The 17,994-nt window shown below is 70.5% G+C and carries 16 protein-coding genes; 5 read left to right on the forward strand and 11 right to left on the reverse strand.

The features are described from left to right. Positions 1 to 248: 248 nt before the first annotated feature. Positions 249 to 1,586 (reverse strand): neutral/alkaline non-lysosomal ceramidase N-terminal domain-containing protein, encoded by a 1,338-nt coding sequence (locus VT85_RS09345; RefSeq protein WP_068413739.1) that lies wholly within the window; start codon positions 1,584 to 1,586, stop codon positions 249 to 251. A 386-nt stretch (positions 1,587 to 1,972) separates the two neighbouring features. On the opposite strand from VT85_RS09345, the gene VT85_RS09350 reads away from it, so the two are divergent. Next, positions 1,973 to 2,269: a type II toxin-antitoxin system prevent-host-death family antitoxin gene (locus VT85_RS09350; RefSeq protein ID WP_068413741.1), complete on the forward strand. Its 297-nt coding sequence runs from the start codon at positions 1,973 to 1,975 to the stop codon at positions 2,267 to 2,269. Between the two features lie 60 nt (positions 2,270 to 2,329). Here VT85_RS09350 and VT85_RS09355 read toward each other — a convergent pair whose 3' ends face one another. The 3 genes from VT85_RS09355 to VT85_RS09365 form a co-directional block, all read right to left on the reverse strand. Next, positions 2,330 to 3,016, reverse strand: a complete 687-nt coding sequence (locus VT85_RS09355; protein ID WP_068421706.1) for a DedA family protein — start codon at positions 3,014 to 3,016, stop codon at positions 2,330 to 2,332. A gap of 75 nt (positions 3,017 to 3,091) precedes the next feature. Continuing rightward, positions 3,092 to 3,541 carry an ExbD/TolR family protein gene (locus tag VT85_RS09360; protein WP_068413744.1) on the reverse strand — a complete coding sequence of 150 codons (450 nt, stop codon included), beginning with the start codon at positions 3,539 to 3,541 and terminating at the stop codon, positions 3,092 to 3,094. A 48-nt stretch (positions 3,542 to 3,589) separates the two neighbouring features. After that, positions 3,590 to 4,477, reverse strand: coding sequence for a MotA/TolQ/ExbB proton channel family protein (locus VT85_RS09365; RefSeq protein ID WP_156512771.1), 888 nt, complete (start codon positions 4,475 to 4,477; stop codon positions 3,590 to 3,592). Positions 4,478 to 4,684: 207 nt separating this feature from the next. Between VT85_RS09365 and VT85_RS09370 the strand changes: the two genes are divergently transcribed. Beyond that, on the forward strand, positions 4,685 to 6,145 hold the full coding sequence (locus VT85_RS09370; protein WP_068413747.1) for a DUF1501 domain-containing protein: 1,461 nt from the start codon (positions 4,685 to 4,687) through the stop codon (positions 6,143 to 6,145). Between the two features lie 20 nt (positions 6,146 to 6,165). Continuing rightward, complete coding sequence (locus tag VT85_RS09375) at positions 6,166 to 7,017, forward strand: alpha/beta hydrolase (protein ID WP_068413749.1); 852 nt, start codon at positions 6,166 to 6,168, stop codon at positions 7,015 to 7,017. Positions 7,018 to 7,225: 208 nt separating this feature from the next. Here the strand turns inward: VT85_RS09375 and VT85_RS09380 are convergent, their stop codons facing one another. The 3 genes from VT85_RS09380 to VT85_RS09390 form a co-directional block, all read right to left on the reverse strand. Next, the gene (locus VT85_RS09380; RefSeq protein WP_156512772.1) at positions 7,226 to 7,966 is read right to left on the reverse strand and encodes a hypothetical protein; all 741 of its coding nucleotides are present in this window, start codon (positions 7,964 to 7,966) and stop codon (positions 7,226 to 7,228) included. Positions 7,967 to 8,179: 213 nt separating this feature from the next. Then, complete coding sequence (locus VT85_RS09385; protein ID WP_068413756.1) at positions 8,180 to 8,782, reverse strand: M16 family metallopeptidase; 603 nt, start codon at positions 8,780 to 8,782, stop codon at positions 8,180 to 8,182. After that, the gene (locus tag VT85_RS09390) at positions 8,779 to 10,830 is read right to left on the reverse strand and encodes a M16 family metallopeptidase (RefSeq protein ID WP_068413759.1); all 2,052 of its coding nucleotides are present in this window, start codon (positions 10,828 to 10,830) and stop codon (positions 8,779 to 8,781) included. The genes VT85_RS09385 and VT85_RS09390 overlap by 4 nt, the downstream gene beginning before the upstream one ends. Before the next feature lie 564 nt (positions 10,831 to 11,394). On the opposite strand from VT85_RS09390, the gene VT85_RS09395 reads away from it, so the two are divergent. Both VT85_RS09395 and VT85_RS09400 read left to right on the forward strand, forming a co-directional pair. Further along, complete coding sequence (locus tag VT85_RS09395) at positions 11,395 to 12,549, forward strand: PP2C family protein-serine/threonine phosphatase (RefSeq protein ID WP_068413762.1); 1,155 nt, start codon at positions 11,395 to 11,397, stop codon at positions 12,547 to 12,549. Positions 12,550 to 12,598: 49 nt separating this feature from the next. Then, a complete protein-coding gene (locus VT85_RS09400; protein ID WP_068413766.1) occupies positions 12,599 to 13,786 on the forward strand; it encodes a trans-sulfuration enzyme family protein in 1,188 nt (395 codons plus the stop codon). A 42-nt stretch (positions 13,787 to 13,828) separates the two neighbouring features. On the opposite strand, the gene VT85_RS09405 is transcribed toward VT85_RS09400, so the two are convergent. From VT85_RS09405 to VT85_RS09420, 4 genes are all read right to left on the reverse strand, one after another. After that, a complete protein-coding gene (locus tag VT85_RS09405; RefSeq protein ID WP_068413769.1) occupies positions 13,829 to 14,140 on the reverse strand; it encodes a type II toxin-antitoxin system RelE/ParE family toxin in 312 nt (103 codons plus the stop codon). After that, positions 14,137 to 14,421 (reverse strand): type II toxin-antitoxin system ParD family antitoxin, encoded by a 285-nt coding sequence (locus tag VT85_RS09410; RefSeq protein WP_068413772.1) that lies wholly within the window; start codon positions 14,419 to 14,421, stop codon positions 14,137 to 14,139. The genes VT85_RS09405 and VT85_RS09410 overlap by 4 nt, the downstream gene beginning before the upstream one ends. Before the next feature lie 237 nt (positions 14,422 to 14,658). Beyond that, on the reverse strand, positions 14,659 to 16,908 hold the full coding sequence (locus VT85_RS09415; protein WP_068413775.1) for an FG-GAP repeat domain-containing protein: 2,250 nt from the start codon (positions 16,906 to 16,908) through the stop codon (positions 14,659 to 14,661). A gap of 245 nt (positions 16,909 to 17,153) precedes the next feature. Then, on the reverse strand, positions 17,154 to 17,975 hold the full coding sequence (locus VT85_RS09420) for a PhzF family phenazine biosynthesis protein (protein ID WP_068413776.1): 822 nt from the start codon (positions 17,973 to 17,975) through the stop codon (positions 17,154 to 17,156). Between the last annotated feature and the right edge of the window lie 19 nt (positions 17,976 to 17,994).

Raw genomic sequence — 17,994 nt, forward strand, 5'->3', positions numbered from 1 at the left:
CTGGGGCATGAGCGTTCGTCATGCGAAGGCCCGGGCTCGGGCCTCTTTGGAAATCACCCGGCGTCGGCCCAGGGATCAAAAGGGGGTCGACGCCGGGGCGTCGTCGGAGCGGCTTGAGGGGTCGGGGCCGAACGCGTCCGGGCGGCTCGCCCGACGCGACGGCGTCCTCTCCCTGATTATGACGCGCCCCTCGCCTTGATCCTAGTCCGACCTGTCGATTTCAACAGAAATAACCACCGCGTTCGTTTTCACCGAATCAGGGCCGGCTGCTCGCCGGGGAACTTCCCTCGAAGGCGGAACAGGGCGACGAGGGCGCGGTCCAGCATGGTCTCGCCCGCTCCCAGGGCGATAGGAGACATCCGGGGGTCCGCGCCGTATCCCCCCTCGGCGGCGGCCTCGATGGTCGGGAAGTAGAGGAGGTGGCCGTTGCAGTAGCCGAAGACGAGGGCGTGGGGGAGGTCGGCCCGTTCGCGGAGCCGGGTCGCGTGGCGGTGGAAGGGCTCGCCGGGGAGGCCGACGATCCCGATGGAGTCGCCGAGCAGGGCCGTGGTGGTCTCGGGCTTCGCGCCGCCGACGAACTCCTCCGCGAAGTTCGCCACCAGTTCGGGGAAGAAGGCCCGACCGTAGAGGAGCCGGTTGAGGGGGTTGGCCAGGTCGAGCCGGGCGTCGAAGCGTTGGGACTCGACCGCGACGCCGATCGTCGGCCGGACGGCCTCGGCGGATTTCGCCTCGGCGGCCAGTTCCAGGGCGGCGAGGCCGAGGACCCGGCCGAAGGCGTCGGCGCCCTCGACGCCGGCCGGCGAGTTCGGGCTCATGTCGCCCCCGGCGCCCTGGATGAAGACGCAGGGCGCCCCGAGGGCTTCCTCGACCACCGCCCGCATCGCGCCGGGGTAGTCGGCCGAGAATTGCAGGTCGTCCGAATCCCTCATGACCGGATGCGCCGCGAAGTTGACAAGCGAGGCCAGCGGCGAGCCGTCGGGGCGGTCGAGCCGGATCACGGTGAGCCGGGGGTCGGTGGGCTTCGGCGTCCTTTTCGTGTGCCGGTTGCGGTTGAGCGGGACCTCCTTCGCCGCGGCCCGGATCGTCACCGGTTCCAGCCTATCGTCGGCCTCCCGGATCGCGCGGGCGAGCGTTTCGGGGAGGTCGCGGGCGTAGGCGACGGCGTCGTCGAATCGGCCCCGGCCGCGACCGGGCTCGTCGGTCAATTCGATCACCGGGCCGTGGTGGGTGTGGCTGCCGCAGAGCAGGAGGGTGTCGAACTTCCTGGGGGCGAGGGCCTCGCGAATCCGCGCCATCATGGCCGGCGTCGGTCCCCGACCCAGGTCCATGCCGACGATCGCCAGCTTGACGCCCCCCGCTTCGAGGACGATCGCGCGGGCCAGCAGCCGGTCCCGGACCCCTTCCGAGAGCCGATCATGGCGAGCTCCGTAGCCCCACATCGGCGTCGGATTCGGCGGGGTCACGTCGCACGAGGCGACGCCCGCCCGGAACGTCGGCGCGCGTTCGTTCCCCGGCGCGGGGGGCGTGGAGAGGCTCAGGAGCAGGCCGAGCAGGGCGACGAGTCCCGATTTTTTCCGATCGCTCATCCGGGTTCCTCCGCCGCAAGGAGCAGCGTCGACCAGGGTTCCCACGCCCGCCAAAACGCTCCGGGTCGACCTTCGACCCTTGCAAGGACGTCCGGGCCTAGTAAAATAGTTCAACCGCGTCGCGCGGATCGCACGTCTCGGCTCTCGCAGCGCAGGAAGCCGTCAGGCATCCGGGCTGCCTTCGTCGATTTTCCGTGGGCGGATCGTCGCCCGAATTCGCATGACGATTTTTTTGCGCGAGCGGTCGAAAATCGCCGAATGCGCCAACCTGGCCGTCGCGGGCTTCGCGACGCCCCGGCCGCGCCCCGCGGCGGCGATGAGCCCCAAGGATCGTGGGGCGTCGCAACATCCTTGATCGGCTTGATTGACTGGCGGAGGCCTTGTTCATGGCGGAAAAGACCTCGGACTCTCCCGTTCGGATCATCGGCAGTCGGGAGCTGCACCAGAATCTCCCGGGCATCCTCCGCGAGCTGGAGAACCACAAGGTCCGCTACGTCCTCACCGTCCACGGCAAGCCTCGCGCGGTCCTGGTCGGGGCCGAGCCCTACCTCAGCATGATCCTCGACGGCCGGAAGTCGAGCGAGGCCCTGGTCGGCTTGCAGCTCACGGCCCTCCTGGGCGGAGACCTGGGATCGGTCCCGCTCGACGATCTCGAGCGGGCCCTGGATCCTCAGACGGATTGACGCCGAGGGCGACGGGCGAAGCGGACTTCGGCGTCGGCCGGCGCCCAGGCCGTCGCGTGCTCAGTCGGCGACGCCCGCCTCGACCGTCTCCGGGTCGGCCGACTTCTTGAACTTGGCGCGGGCGATCTCGAAGATCGCCGGCAGCACCGAGATGACGATGATCGCCAGCATCAGGACCTTGAAGTTCTCCTGGACGATCTCGCGGCCGGCGAAGACCCACCCGCCGACCAGGAACATCACCACCCAGAGGATGGCGCCGGTCACGTTGTAGAGCGCGAACTTGCCGTAGCTCATCCGACCGATCCCGGCCACGAACGGGGCGAAGGTGCGGACGATCGGCATGAACCGGGCGAGGATGATCGTGATCGCCCCGTACTTCTCATAGAAGGCGTGCGCCTGCAGCAGATGCCTGCGGTTGAGCAGCCGGGAGTCCTCCCGCGAGAAGACCTTGGGGCCGATGTAGGAGCCGATCGCGTAGTTCACCGCGTCGCCCAGGATGGCCGCGACGATCAGCAGGATCGTCAGCGGGAGGAGCTGCACCGGCGCTTCCGGGTGGGCGGCCACGGCCCCCGCCGCGAACAGCAGCGAATCGCCCGGCAAGAACGGCGTGACGACCAGCCCGGTCTCGGCGAAGATGATCGCGAAGAGGATCACGTAGAGCCAGGGCCCGACGATCTGCGCCAGTTGGTTGAGCGACTCCGGGCTGAAATGGATCACGAAATCGACCAGCTGTCTGACAAGCTCCATCATCGACTCCAAAAGGGGGCGGGCGTTCCAAATGCGTTGCATTGCGACGCGATGCGCCTCGGCGACGATCCCTCGTCACGGCGCGGGCGGTCGGGGCTGGTTCGACTCGTCGCGCGAGCGGACCGGGAGTCGGACGTTGCGGATCCCCGCCGAGTCGCAGACCGACAACACGTCGGCGAGGTCCTGATAGGTCAGCGAGGCCCCGCCGCGGATCATCACGCCCTGGTTGGCGTACCGTGCGCGGGCCTGGCGGAGCAGGGTGGACAGGCCGTCCAGGTCGTGAACCGCCTCCCCGACGCCGACCTTGCCCGGCTCGATCACGGTGAGCACCAGATCGTCGGGCGCGGCGGTCAGGGGGGCGGCGTCGGCCACCTCGGGGACCTTCACCGCGAATTCGCTCTCGTCCCAATCATACAGGCGGGTGGCCGCCATGAAGAACACCAATAAACACAGGATGACGTCCACCATGGGCGTCATGTTGATGAAAGGCGCTTCGTCCTGGGCCTGAAGGCGGCTGGAGAGCATCGGGGGCCTCGGGACTCGGGAGGATTCGCGACGGGAAGGCGGATCGGCTCAGACGACCCGCGTCTCCGGGACCCGGGGGGCGTCGTTGGGGAGGCCGGGGAGGATGCGACGGTCGACGCCCGAGGGCCGGACCGAATCGCCGGCGACCAGGTCGACGACCTCGCGCGCGTGCTCGTCGATCTCCCGGGTCAGCACGTCCAGGCGGTTGAGCAGGTAGTAATATGCGGAGACGGCCAGGATGGCGATCGCCAGGCCGAAGGCCGTGGCGATCAAGGCCAGGCTGATCCCCTGCGCCAGCATCTCGCCCCGCGCCGGGCCGGCCCGGCCGCCGAGGGCGTCGAACGACTGGATGATGCCGACGACCGTCCCCAGCAGCCCGAGCAACGGGCCGAGCGTCGCCATCCCGCTGAGGACCCGGAGGTTCCGCTTCAGTTCGAGGATCTCGCCGGCCGAGTCGAAGGCGACCGTCTGGCGGATCTCCACACCCGGTCGGCCCCAGGCCCGGACGGCGTGTCCGAACACCCGCGCCGCCACGCTGTCGTGGGCCTTGCACAGCTCCAGCGCCCGGTCGCGGTCGAGCTTCCCCGCCGCCAGCCGCTCCAGGAAGCGGTCCACGAATTCGGGAGGGGCGACCCGCTTGCGCCTCAGGGCCAGCCAACGCTCCAGCGCGACCCCCATCGTCAGGATCGAGCAGGCGGCCAGCGGCCAGAGCATCGGGTTGGCCGTCAAGAGCAGCCGGCGCATCGCGTTGCGGTCCACCCCCGGCTTGGCCTCGGTCGCGGGCGTCGGGGTCGCGGCCGGCGTCTCCGCCTTCGGCTCGACGGCCGGGGCGACGGGTGGGGGCGCCGAGCCGTCCTGGGCGGGGGCGGCGGCCGTCGCGAGCAGCAAGGCCGACGCCGCGAGCAGTCGGAGGGACGTGAAACGAACGCGAGGCATCGTGGAGGCTCCCTCCGAAGACAGGCTCATCCGAGGCCGACCAATCGTGGATTCTAACGGTCCCGCCGACCCTGTCAATCGAGCCGGCCGCGCCGAAACCCGCCGCACGACTCGGGTTTGCATGGGATCGAGCCGCCCGAGCGGGTATCCTGGTGGCGATTGGGAATTCGAAACGGAGACGACGCCGGGATTCGGAGGACGCGACTCATGAGCGGACTGGACCCCCTCCAGCCGAGTCACAGCCACGCCCACGCCTTCGGCGACCTTCGCGCCCGAGAGCGCGAGGGCCTGGTGATCGCCAGCCGCCGCAGCATGCTCAAGGCGAGCCTCGCCGGCCTGGCGGGGCTGTCGATGCCCGACCTGCTGAGGCTCCGAGCCTCGGCCGACGCGACGAAGCCGCCGGGTGGCAAGTCCGTCATCCTGCTGTGGATGGCCGGCGGCCCCAGCCAGATCGACACCTGGGACCCCAAGCCCAATCGTCCGCTGGAGAACCGCGGGCCGTTCGGCGTGATCCCGACCAGGCTGCCGGGCGTGTTCGTCTGCGAGCACCTCCCCAAGCAGGCGGCCATGCTCGACAAGTTCACGATCATCCGATCGGTCGATCCCCGCCACAGCAACCACGAGCCCAACAAGGTCTTCCAGACCGCCAACCTCGACGCCGAGCCTCGCGTCAGCCCGAGCAAGGACCTGTACCCGGCCATCGGCTCGATCGTCGCCAAGCATCATGGAGCCAACCAGCCGGGCATCCCGCCGTACATCGCCTTCCAGACCTCGCGGACCCACATCGCCCACGCCGGCTACCTGGGCAAGCAGTTCGACCCGTTCATCGCCAACCAGGCGTGCAAGCTGCCGGTCTACGACAACGTCGGCAAGGACCTGGGACGCACCTCGCCGGCTGGCTTCTTCAAGCTCCCCGGCGGGATGACCCACGAGCGGCTCATGAATCGCCAGACGCTGCTCGACGACCTCGACGCCCTGCGCCGCACGCTCGACCACTCGCCCGACGTCGCCGCCATGGACCGCTACGGCCGAGAGGCCGTCGACCTCCTCGTCGGCCGTCGCGCGCAGGAGGCGTTCGACCTGGAGCAAGAGCCCGAATCGGTCCGCGACCGCTACGGCAAGCACCTGTGGTGTCAGCAGGCCCTCCTGGCCCGCCGGCTGGTCGAGGCCGGCGCGGCGTTCATCACGCTCGACCTGAGCTATCACACGGCGTCCGGCACCTGGGACAACCACGGCGACAACATCCCCCCGTACGGCGGCATCAGCAAGGGCCTCCAGCCGCTCCTCCCGCTCTTCGACCACCTGATCACCACGCTGGTCTCCGACCTCGACGAGCGCGGGCTGCTGGACGACGTGATGGTGATCGCCATGGGCGAGTTCGGCCGCACGCCGAGGATGGGGACGCAGGGGAGCACCGACGGCCGCGACCACTGGAGCAACGTGATGTCGATGTGCCTCGCCGGCGGCGGCCTCAAGCACGGCCAGGTCATCGGCTCCACCGAGGCCGACGGCGGTCACATCAAGGACCATCCCGTCACCCCCAGCGACCTCGCCGCCACCATCTACCGGCACATGGGCGTCCCGCTCGACGCCTTCTACTACGACGCCAACCAGCGCCCCCACTTCATCGTCGGCGAGACCGGCCGGCCGATCCCCGAGCTGTTCTGACCCGCGACGGAGACGCCCCCATGCCCTCGACGCTCCTGCTCCTCGTCCTCTCGGCCGCCGCGTGGGCCGACGACGTCGTCGTCCGCAAGGACATCCCCTACCTCGGCCCCGACCGCGCCGAGAAGCTCGACCTGTACCTCCCCGCGGCCGACCCGAAAGACGGCGAGGAGCGGCCGGGGATCGTCATCATCCACGGCGGCGGCTGGACCGGCGGCGACAAGGGGGCGAGGCGCGAGATCGAGATCGGCACGACGCTCGCCCAGCACGGCTACGTCTGCGTCAGCATCGACTACGCGCTCGCGAAGAAGGGGAGCCCCACCTGGCCGGGCAACCTGAAGGACTGCAAACGCGCCGTGCAATGGCTCCGCAAACACGCCGAGGAATACCACGTCGACGCCGATCGGATCGGCGCCATCGGCGGCTCGGCTGGGGGTCACCTGACGGCGATGCTCGCCCTGACCGGCCCCGACGACGGCTTCGAGCCCGAGGAAGACCCCGACGTCTCCACCCGCATCCAGGCCGCCGCGCCGATGTACGCCCACATGGCCGCCGGCTTCGACGGCGACCACGCCATGTTCCCCGCCCGGATGAGCGAGTCCCCCGACCTCTACCGGCTCGCCGCCCCCATCGCCCACGTCACGAAGGACGACCCGCCGATCCTCCTCCTCCACGGCACGGCCGACACGACCACGCCCCTCTTCCACTCGGAACGACTCGCCGCGAAGCTCCAGGAAGTCGGCGTGCCCCACCAGCTCGTCATCGTCGAGGGCGCCCCCCACAGCTTCGCCCTCCGCCCCCGCCAACGCGACCTGCGCGCCCTGGTGATCGGGTTCTTCGACGAACATCTGAAGCCGGCCAAGGACCGCGAGTGATACCAAATCGCCTCGTTCACCGACCCTCGGGTGCCACGGGTTCGTCCCCGAACCTGTTCATCCGAAGCTTTGCGGCACGGGTTCGGGGACGAACCCGTGGCACCCGAGACCGCTCCGCAAAGGCGAGTCATCGAAGCCATGACGTATGACCCGGCGGTGCCGCCTGATCCCGGGCGGCGCCGCTTTCGGTCCGAAGCTCACGCCTCGATCATCGGCCGGCCGGCCCCCCCGCGCGACGGCCGAGCCCGACGACGGCCGGCAGCGCGATCGCGAGCAGCCAACCCGCCGAAGGTTCCGGGACGGACGCCCCACCGACGACGCCCGCGACCCCCATCGAGTAGTTGTTCCCGAAGGCCGCGAAGTTGTGGCTGAGGAAAGCGGAGTTGAACAGCCCGTCGTCGCCGGTCCCGGGAGGCGTCCCAACGGCGTTATCCCCCAACGTGGCGGAATTGTAGGCCAGATACACGCCCCCGAAATCGCCCGCCGGGTCACGCTCGACGAGCGGGGAAACCGACAGCCAGTAGGTGCCGGGATCGAGGTAGATGCTCAACCCCGCGACCTCGATCGTGTATTCGAGGTAGCCGGTGACGCCCCCCGTCCGACCGGTCGCAACCTGGGTTGCAGCCGAGGTCCCGCTGGCGACGATCGTCCCGCCGTTTCCCGGCGAGACGCCCGTGCGGATCGACCAGCTCGCCTCGGTGACCCCGGTGACCTTGATCTGATTGTTGGACCAGATCCGCTCGATGGTCCAGCCGGCCGAATCCGTGACGATGAAATCGTCATAGGTGTTCAACGACCCGATGTTGGGCGCCACCTCATTCACCGTCGCCCCGCCGATGTCCGGATTGTCCCCGTTGTACCAGAGGACGTTCCCCGCATCAGCCCGCCCCGCCAGCGCGCACAGGAGCGACGCCGCCATCAGCGGCTTGATCGCGATTCGCAAAGACATATTCAATCCCCATCTCCGGGCCACGGCGCCCGGGCCGACCGATTCAACTCATCTTGAGATCACGCATCGGAAAATTCGCCGCGGCGATTTCAGCCGACGGTTCGAGCGAAAACAAGCGAGTCCCGAACCGATCGCGCGCTTTTTTCAAAGGAGCGTGGTTTTTTCGCGACATGAGCCGGTCGCCCGGGTCGAGGGGCGACCGGCTCGGCGGGGTCAATCCTCGATCAGCTCCAGGTCCGCCCAGGTCAGTGATTCGAGGAGGGGGCGGGTCTGTTCGGCGTCGGCGACGACGACGGCGACGAGGGCCTGGGGGTCGATCCTCCGGCGCGAGGCGTCGATGACGGAGGCCAGGTCGACGGCGGCGATCCGCTCGGGGAACGTCGCCAGGTGGTCGATCGGGAAGCCGTGGATGAAGACGTTGGCGTAGCGGTTCACCAGGGCCGAGGGGGTCTCGAAGTGGCGGGACTGGCCCTCGATCAGCGAGCGCCGGGCGTCGTCGATCTCGCTCTGGCGCGGCGGCTTGTCGCCGAGCAGGGCCTCGAGTTCGTGGCGGACGTCGTCCAGCGCCACGTCCAGCTTGTCGGCCTGGAGCGACGCGGCGACGGCGAACGGCCCCGCGCCGCGGCGGCCGTCGAAGCTGCTGCGGACGCCGTAGGTGAACCCGCGCTCCTCGCGGAGCTTCTCGTTCAGCCGCGACGTGAACTGGCCGCCGAGGACCTGATTGAACAGCATCAGGCGGTCGTAGTCCGGGTCGTCGCGGGCGATCCCGACGTGGCCGAGCCGGACGACGGCCTGCGGGGCGTTGGGACGATTCAAGAGCAGGATCCGGGGCCGACTCCCTCGGGACGGCGGCGCGAAGGTCGGGGCGGGGGGGCGTCGCCCCGCCAGTCGCCGAGGCGGGCTTCCAGCATCGCCAGGATCGCGTCGGGCTCGACGTCGCCGGCCACGACCACGCCGGCCCGCGCGGGGCCGAGGTTGCGGCCGTGGAAGGCGACGGCCTCCTCACGCCCCAGCCCGGCGACGACCGACTCCACGCCGTCGAGCGGGTGCCGATAGGCGTGATCCTCAGGATAGAGGGCCTTCATCAGCGCCCGGTGGCAGCGGGCGTCGGCGCCGTCGCGCTCGGCGCGGAGGGCGGCGACGGTCTGCCCACGGAGGCGGTCCCACTCGTCGGCCGGGAACGTCGGCTCGCGGAGCACGTCGACGGCCAGGTCGAGCGTCCCGTCGAGCACCCCCTTCAAGCATCGGATGGAGACGAACGCGCCGTCCCAGCCGCTGGAGGCCGACAGCGAGGCCCCCATCGACTCCACCCGCTCGGCGATCGCGGCGGCCGACCGCGACCGCGTCCCCTCGTCGAGCATCCCGACGGCCAGTTGCGCCAGCCCCGGCCGGTCGACGGGCTGGAGCCCGGCCCCCCCCCGGATCGCCACGGTCATCGAAATCGTCGGCAGGTCGCGCTTGGGGAGGACCCAGACGGGGACGCCGTTGGAAAGCGCGAAGACCTCCGGGGTCGGCGCGCGGAACGAGGCCGGGGTCCGGGCCGCCGGGGGAGTCGCGCGGTCGAGATCGACGACGGCGCTCGGCTTGCGGCCGTGGATCGAGAGGCCCACGAACGGCCGACAGTCCAGGTACTCGACGGCCGCGGCGCGGAGGTCCTCGGGCGTCGCGCGGAGGAACCGCTCCAGGTCGGTCGTGATCAGGGACGGATCGCCCCGGTAGACGTTGTAGGCGTTGAGCCGGTCGGCCACGCCGCCGAAGCCCCCCGCGTGCTCCAGGGCGAACAGGAAGGCCGACGCCTTCATGGTCTTCACCCGCCCCAGCTCCTCCTCGGTCACGCCGTCGCGTGCGATCGCCTCGACCGCGTCGAGCAACGCCCGGCGGACGTCGGCCGTCGACCGCCCGGGGCGGAGGGTCGCCACCAGGCCGAACGTCCCCCCCAGCTCGCGGCCGGACTGGAACGCCGAAACGTCCTGCGCCCACTGACGCTCCAGCACCAGCTCCTTGTAGAGCCGGCTGGAACGCCCACGGCCCAGCACGTCCCCCAGCAGTCCCAGCGCGGCGTCGTCGTGGTCGAACTGGGGGACCGTGTGCCAGATCATGTAGGCGCGATCCAGCTCCACCCGCTCGCGCAGCTCCAGCTCGACGGGCTCGGCCAGGGCGACCGGGGGCGTCCAGGGCCGAAGCGCCTTCGAGCCGCCGGGGATCGCTCCGAAGTAGCGCTCGGCCATCGCGAAGATCTCGTCCTCGGGCAGATCCCCCACGACCGCCAGGCTGGCGTTGGCCGGGACGTAATAGCGCTGGAAGAACGCGGCGACGTCGTCGCGCGACGCCGAGTCGAGGTCCTCCATCACGCCGATCGTCATCCAGCTGTAAGGATGCTGGGGCGGATAGAGGGCCTCGGACAAAATCCGCCAGGCCTGCCCGTAGGGGCGGTTGGCGTAGTTCTGCCGGTACTCGTTCTTGACCACGTCGCGCTGGACGTTCAGCTTCTTGTCGTCGAGGGCCGGGATCAGCCAGCCCATCCGGTCGGACTCCATCGCGAACACCCGCTCGGCGTGGGCGGCGGGGATGTCCACGTAATAGTTGGTCCGGTCGGTGGAGGTCGAGCCGTTGATGCTCGCCCCCATCGGCTGCAGGTGCTTGAAGAAGTCGCCGGGATAGTTCTCGGAGCCCTCGAACATGATGTGCTCGAACAGGTGGGCGAAGCCGCGCTGGTTGCGCTCCTCGTCCTTCGAGCCGACGTGATACCAGAGGTTGACGGCGACGAGCGGGAGCCCCGGCCGCCGCCTGGCGATCACGTCCAGTCCATTGGCGAGCGTCTGCTTCCGATATTCGAACGGCGGGGGAGTCGGCGTCTCGCTCATCGCGGAGGGGCTCGCATCGTTTGGGAAGGAAGCCAGGCTGGCCGAAGCTGAACCTGAAGCCGGTGAGGCGTCGGTCCCGCCGTCCGGCGCGGGGTCCGGGAGATCACGGGAGGCCCGCCTCGGTCCACCTTAGCGTTTTCCGCGACCCGCGGGCAGGCCAACGACATCTCGCCCGGCTCGCTTCGGCCGGTCACAAGTCGGGTAGGGGGTCAGTAATACCTTCTGCGAGCGACGCGGATGGTCGGTCCGGGCGGGGAGGACCGTCGCACGCCCTCGGGGGGGCGGGCTTGCCGACCATGATCGCTTCCGACTAAGGTTGTCAGAGTGGGTCCGCCCGCCGAGCCCGGCCGAAAATCAGGGGAGCCCGCTGGGGGTCGGCCGGTCGAACGGTTACAATTCAGCGTGGGCGAGGAATTGCCATCGCGGTGGGGTCGATTCACGCAAGCATCTCGGGGACGACGCCGGACCCGCGACGCTGTGGCCGTCGCCGGGAGGCGAACCGCTCCCGAGTCGGGGTTTCCGAGTTGGGCCGCCCGCCGAGACCTCCTTCCACAAGGTCGGACTGTGAACTGGGACGACATCATCATCGACGCCTCGGCTTCCGACACCGGGATGCGTCGTCAGAACAACCAGGACAGCCACGCCTCGGTCCGCGCGACCAACCGCGAGACCTGGCGGCGGCGCGGGCACCTGTTCATGGTCGCCGACGGCATGGGCGCGCACGCCGCCGGCGAACTGGCCAGCAAGATGGCCTGCGACCTGATCCCCCACAACTACATGAAGGCCAAGGCCGGCGCGGCGGACGAGGCCATCGCCAAGGCCTTCCGCGACGTCAGCGCCCAGATCCACGTCCGGGCCGCCGCCAACCGCGATTTTGAAGGCATGGGGACCACCTGCTCGTCGCTCCTGCTCCTGCCCGAAGGGGCGCTGGTCGCCCACGTCGGCGACTCGCGGGTGTACCGCGCCCGCGAGGGCCGCATCGACCAGCTCTCGTTCGACCACAGCCTGGTCTGGGAGCTCGTCCGCCGCAACCACCTGACGTCCGAGCAGGCGAACGTCTCGATCCCCAAGAACGTCATCACACGGAGCCTGGGCCCGGCCGAGGTCGACGTCGACGTGGAAGGCCCCCTGGCCGTCCGTCAGGGCGACGTCTACCTGCTTTGTTCCGACGGCCTCTCCGGGCCCGTGACCGACCCAGAGCTGGGCGCCTTCGCCGCCAACTTCCACCCCCGCGACGCTTGCCGGTACCTCGTCCACCTGGCCAACCTCCGCGGCGGACTCGACAACATCACGGTCCAGATCGTCCGGATCGGCCCGTGGGTCGACCCCGAATCCGGCGAGACCGACCAGCGGGACGCCCCCAAGAAATCGGCCGCCAACGGCGTCGCGAAGTCCTGGAAGGATCGGCTGGTGGAGCGCTTCACCGCCCCCAAGCCGATCCAGCCGCTGGCCCCCGAGGACGAGCACCGCTACCGCTCGGCCGAATGCGCCATCGACGAACGCCTGGTCGACACGCTCTCCCAGCTCGTCGAGGACGTCCGCGAGACGGCCATCTCGCAGGCCTGGTCGGTCGACTGGACGCGGCTCTCCGACCACCGCCGCAAGTTCGCCGAGGCCCAGGCCGCCGCCAACTCCTGGGTGATGCTCCGCGAGATCGGCGAGATGGCCTCGATGCTCGGCCAGGCCGGTCGGTTCCATCGCAAGCACGCCGCCACCTGAGCGGCCCGGACCGGCCCGGACCGGACCCTCGCAACCGACGGACCCCGCGATGCCCCACGACGCCTCCGCCTCCGACGCGACCCGATGCGCCCGCGCGCCCGAATCCCCCCGCTCGATCAGCGAGCCGCTCGCGCCGCCGATCCAGCTCAGCTCGGTCTACCGGATCGCCGGGCTCGACGAGGTCGACGCCCTGTTCGAAGGCCGGGCCGACGGCTTCTTCTACGCCCGCGACGGCCACCCCAACGCCGCGCAGCTCGCCGACAAGCTCGCGAAGCTGGAACGGGCCGAAGCCGGCGTCGTCTGCGCCTCGGGCATGGGGGCGATCGCCGCCTCGGTCCTGACCCTGGCGGAGCAGGGGGGCCGCATCCTCGTCTCCGAGGAACTCTACGGCAAGACCACCACCCTCATCGCCCGCGAGCTGGCCCGGTTCGGCGTCACCCACGACCTGTTCGACCCGTCGAAGCCCGAGACGCTCCGCCGGGCGCTCGCCGACGCCCCCGACGCCCGCCTAGTCGTGGCCGAGACCCTCTCCAACCCCTTGCTCCGCGTCTGCGACCTGGAAGGGATCGGCGCCGTCGCCCGCGAGGCCGACGTCCCCCTCCTGATCGACCACACGTTCGCCCCGCTGCTCTGCAAGCCGATCGCGATGGGGACCACGCTGGTCGTCCACTCCCTGACCAAGCTGATCGGCGGCCACGCCGACGTGACCCTGGGCGCGGTCGTCGGACCTCGCGAGCTGATCGACCGGATCCACGCCGTCGCCTCGACCTTCGGCCAGACCGGAAGCGCGTTCGACTGCTGGCTGGCGATGCGCGGGGCCGTCACGCTGCCGCTCCGGGTCGAGCGGACCTCGCGGACCGCCCTGGAGCTGGCCCGCCGCCTCGAAGTCCACCCCAAGGTGCTCCGGACCTCGTATCCGGGCCTCCCCTCCCACCCCGACCACACCCTGGCGAAGCGACAGTTCTCCGGCGGCTTCGGCGCCATGATCTCGTTCGACGCCGGGGGCCGCGAGCAGGCCGACCGCATCATCCGCGGCCTCCGCGCCATCCCCTTCGCCCCCAGCCTGGGCGACGCCCAGACGACCGTCAGCCACCCCTGCACCACCAGCCACCGCGGCCAGGACCCCGCCGTCCTGGGACGCCTCGGCGTCACCCCGGGCCTCATCCGCGTCTCCGTCGGCCTCGAAGACGTCGAAGACCTCTGGGAAGACCTCGCCCAGGCGCTCGAGTTCGCCTGAGAGTCGGAGTCGATCCCCGCCACCCCGTTTCGAAGTGGGCGATTACGACGGAGGGTCGGGCTGGCTCCGCATGACCCGCTTCAGGTCCCGCCTGCCGTGCAGGACCCGAAGCACGACGATGTTCTCGCCCTCGACGCGATAGAACGCGACGTAAGGACGAGCGGTGAAACATCGCAAGCCAGGTGAGATGTCGTCGCGAGACGGTCCCATGAGCGGGAATTGAGCGTGCATCCGGGCCGCGGCGAAGAAGCGGTCGAGGAGACGGTCGGCGGTGTTGGGATTCCGACGCGCGAGGTACTCCCAGGCCTCATCGAGGTCGGCGAGTGCCTCGCGCGAGATAACCGGTTCGTTCACGACTTCCGCCCGGATTTGCGGTCCGCCTGGCGTTCCCGGCCGCGACGCTTCACGTCCTCGATGAGCTCCCGGGTGAGCGGAACGACGTCTCCCCGATCGGCCTGGTCGATCCCGACCTGGACGGCGGCCCGAAGGTCGACGAGCTTCTGCTGATGAAGCTCCTCCCGCTCCTTGAGGAGCCTCAGACCTTCGCGAACGACCTCGCTGGCGGTGTGGTACATCCCGCTCCGGACCTTGGAGTCCACGTACTTTTCAAGCTCGGGGGTCAGCGAGACGTTCATGGGGTCGGCTCCTTCTCCACGGTTCGCGATGTCCCGAGCCTAGCACGAATAACGAAATTTAGCAATTTTTGTTATTGGCTCCCGTGGGAGAAACAGTCGCACCCCGGCTCCCGGCGGCTCGCCCCACTCGGCCGCGACTCGGGAAATCGGGCGACGCCGGCGTCTCCGTCGGCCTCGAAGACGTGGAAGACCTCGCCCAGGCGCTCGAGTTCGCCTGAGCGAGGCGTCGGGCCCGGTTCAGCGGAATCGCCGGGGCGCGGGCGCGGGAGCCCGCCCCGGGAACAGGTAGATCAGGTCGCCCAGGGCGTCGCCGACGGCCAGGTCGGTCCGACCGGGTCCGAAGAACGGCCCGGCGACCAGGCTTCCGATGAAGGGGGCGACGGCGTAGGTGGCGTCGTAATGGAGCGTCCCGGCTCCGACGTAGGCCGCGATCTGACCTCGCGCCTGCGTCATGACCACGTCGGGCCGCCCGTCGGCGTCGAAGTCGGCCACGACGAGGTTCCCGCCGTTCCAATCCGGCGCGGCATAGCCCACGGCCGCGGACAGTTCGCCGCCGCCTTCGTTGTCGAGCACGCTGAGCGCGGGCGAAGTCCCGCTGAGGACGACGTCGAGCCGCCCGTCGACGTTCATGTCCGCCAGCGCGATCCCCTGGAGGAATTGGGGGGCCGGGAAGGCCCGGGCCGGGTCGAACGAGCCGTCGCCGCGGCCTCTTAGGACGAGGACCTCGCCGCCCAGGCTGCTTGCGACCACGGCATCGAGCTTGCCGTCGCCGTCGAGGTCGCCGAGCCCGAGATAGGCGGGAAATCGCCCGGCGTCGACGCTTCCGGCGATCGCGAGCCGGCCCCGGCCGACGTTCAGCAGGATGCTCAGGTCGCCGCTCCCGCTGTTCGCCGTGACGACGTCGTCCCGGCCGTCGCCGTCGAGGTCGCCGACCGCGACCGCTCGGGGAAGGCCCCCCACCGCGTAGGACCGGACGGGGCCGAACCGTCCGTGGCCGAGGCCCTGGCGGACGGTCAAGCGGCCGTCCTCCCCCTCGATCCCGACGGCGAGGATCGCGTCCCAGCCGCGCCCGTCGAGATCACCCAGCGCGATCGCAAACGGCTCGACGCCGACGTCGAGCGTCCGAGGTCGGGCGAAACGCCCCCCGCCCAGGTTGCGCACCAAACCGACGCGCCGGTCGGTCGGGTCGGCGGCCACGAGATCCGCCCCGCCGCGGCGGAAGATCGAGCCGGTGGCGAGCCGCCCGGGCGTGGCGCCGGCGGCGTAGGACGGGGAGGCAGGGTATCTCCCCGGTCCTTGCGCCAGGGCCACGCTGGCGTTGTAGCCGTACCAGTTCGCGGTGGCGAGGTCGGGGAGCCCGTCGTTGTTGAAGTCCCCTACCACGATCCCCCGCGCGTCCGCACCCGTCGGGAGCTCGGGACGGACGCGCGTGAACCCGCCCCGACGCCGGTTCAACAGCACGGTCATACCGCCGGTCGACGACGGGGTCGGGGTGATGGTCTTTCCGACCAGCGACCAGTCGCCGGAGGCGGCGACGGCGATGTCGAGACGCCCGTCGCCGTCCAGGTCCGCCAGCGCCATCGAGCTCGGCTGCGGGCCCGCCGCCGTCTTTCGACCGGCCCGGTAGGAGCCGTCGGGCCGCGCGTACAGGACGACGACGGCGTCGGCGCCACGGTCGGCGACGGCGAGGTCGAGCCGTCCGTCGCCGTCGAGATCGCCCACGGCGACCGCCGACGGATCGGAACCGACGGCGAAGGCCGCGGCCTCGACGAAGGAGCCTGACCCGTCGCCGCGGAGGATTCGAACCACCCCGCCGCCGGGGTCGGCCACAATCAGCTCCGCCCGCCCGTCGCCATCGAGATCGGCCGCGGCCACCGCGACCGGCCGGACCCCCGCCGGCGACGAGACGGCCGGCGCGAACGATCCGAGGCCGTCGCCCCGCAGGACGCTCACCGTGCTGGAGGCGGCGTCGGCTGTGACCACGTCGAGCTTGCCGTCGCCGTCGACGTCGGCCACAGCGATCGAGGCGGGCCCGCCGCCGACCGCGAAGGTTGAAGCCGGCAGGAACGAACCCGAGCCGTCGCCCAGGAGCACGCCGACGCCGTCGGGGAACGAATTGGCCGTGACGACGTCGAGGAAGCCGTCGCGATTGAAGTCCGCGACGGCGAGGCTCACCGCGCCGCCGCCGGGACTGAACCTCGCCTCGGACCCGAAACCGCCGTCGCCCAGGCCGGGGAGCACGGAGACGCCCGCACGGCCCGCGACGGCGAGATCCAGGCGGCCGTCGCGGTTGAAATCCCCCACCGCCGCCGCCGTGTTCAGGACCCCCACGGGATAGTCCCGAACGCCCGGGAACAGGCTGAGGAGCGCCCGGGCTTCGAGCAGCTCGCAGCGGGCGCGGAGGCGGGTCTTTCCGCCTCGTCGGCGCCGGTCTCGAGACGAGGGTACGGTGGTGGTTGCTGGGTCTGCCCGCTGGATCGCGTTCATGGCATGCCTCTCCAGGGCTTGATGCGGCTTGCCCGCACTTGCCCTTCGTACTGAGTACTGGAGTGGATCGAGCCGGTGGGAGGGCGGGGCGCGAGGGAGACGCCCTGGCCTCGGGGAACCCCGCGGGGGGCCGATTCGGTCGGCCGGCGGGATTCCATCGGGATGATCAACATCTCCGAGATTACCGATGCCTGCCGCCGGGTCAAGGGTGGGCCGGAGGATCCTCGGGAATTCCGGCGGCGTGGTCAGATCCCCGCCGCGCCCTGGAGCTGGCCCCGGAAGGTCGTCACCGCCTGGCCGGCGAGGGCGACGCGCTCTTCGCCGATGCGGAGGCGGAGGACGCCCCCCCGGGCGGAGACCTGGCGGGCGCGGAGGTCGGTGCGGCCCAGGCGGGAGGCCCAGAAGGGGCCGGAGCAGCAGTGGGCGGAGCCGCAGACGGGATCCTCGTCCACGCCGACTCGGGGGGCGAAGAAGCGGGAGACGAAGTCGAAGGCCGGGTCGGACGATCGGCTCGTGGCGATGATCCCCCGGCCGAGGATCGCCTTGACCCGGCCGAAGTCCGGGGCCAGGTCGCGCACGCTCTCCTCGTCGGCCAGCTCGACCAGCAGGTCGAACGGATTCCGCCAGGCCGAGACGATCGGGCTCCGCAGGGCCGCGGCGATCTCCTCCAGCTCGGCGGGGTCCTCGACCCGACGATCGACGGGCTTGGAGGGGAAATCCAGCTCGATCCAGCCGTCGACCCGGCGGGCGGCGAGCCGGCCGCTTCGGGTCTCGAACTCGGCCGTCGCGTCGGGGGCGAGCCGGCCCTCCTCCCAGAGCACGTGGGCCGCGGCGAGCGTCGCGTGGCCGCAGAGGTCGACCTCGACGGTCGGGGTGAACCAGCGCAGGCCGTGGCGCGGGCCGCCGTCGACCGGGAGCAGGAAGGCGGTCTCCGAGAGGTTCATCTCGCGGGCGACGAGCTGCATCCATTCCTCGGGCGCGGGGGCGTCGAGCACGCAGACGGCCGCCGGATTGCCGGCGAAGGGTCGATCCGTGAAGGCGTCGACCGTGGTCAGGACGGGGTTCACGATGGTCGGCTCCTCGATG

Source organism: Planctomyces sp. SH-PL62, from assembly GCF_001610895.1.
In the GTDB taxonomy this organism is placed as follows: Bacteria; Planctomycetota; Planctomycetia; order Isosphaerales; family Isosphaeraceae; genus Paludisphaera.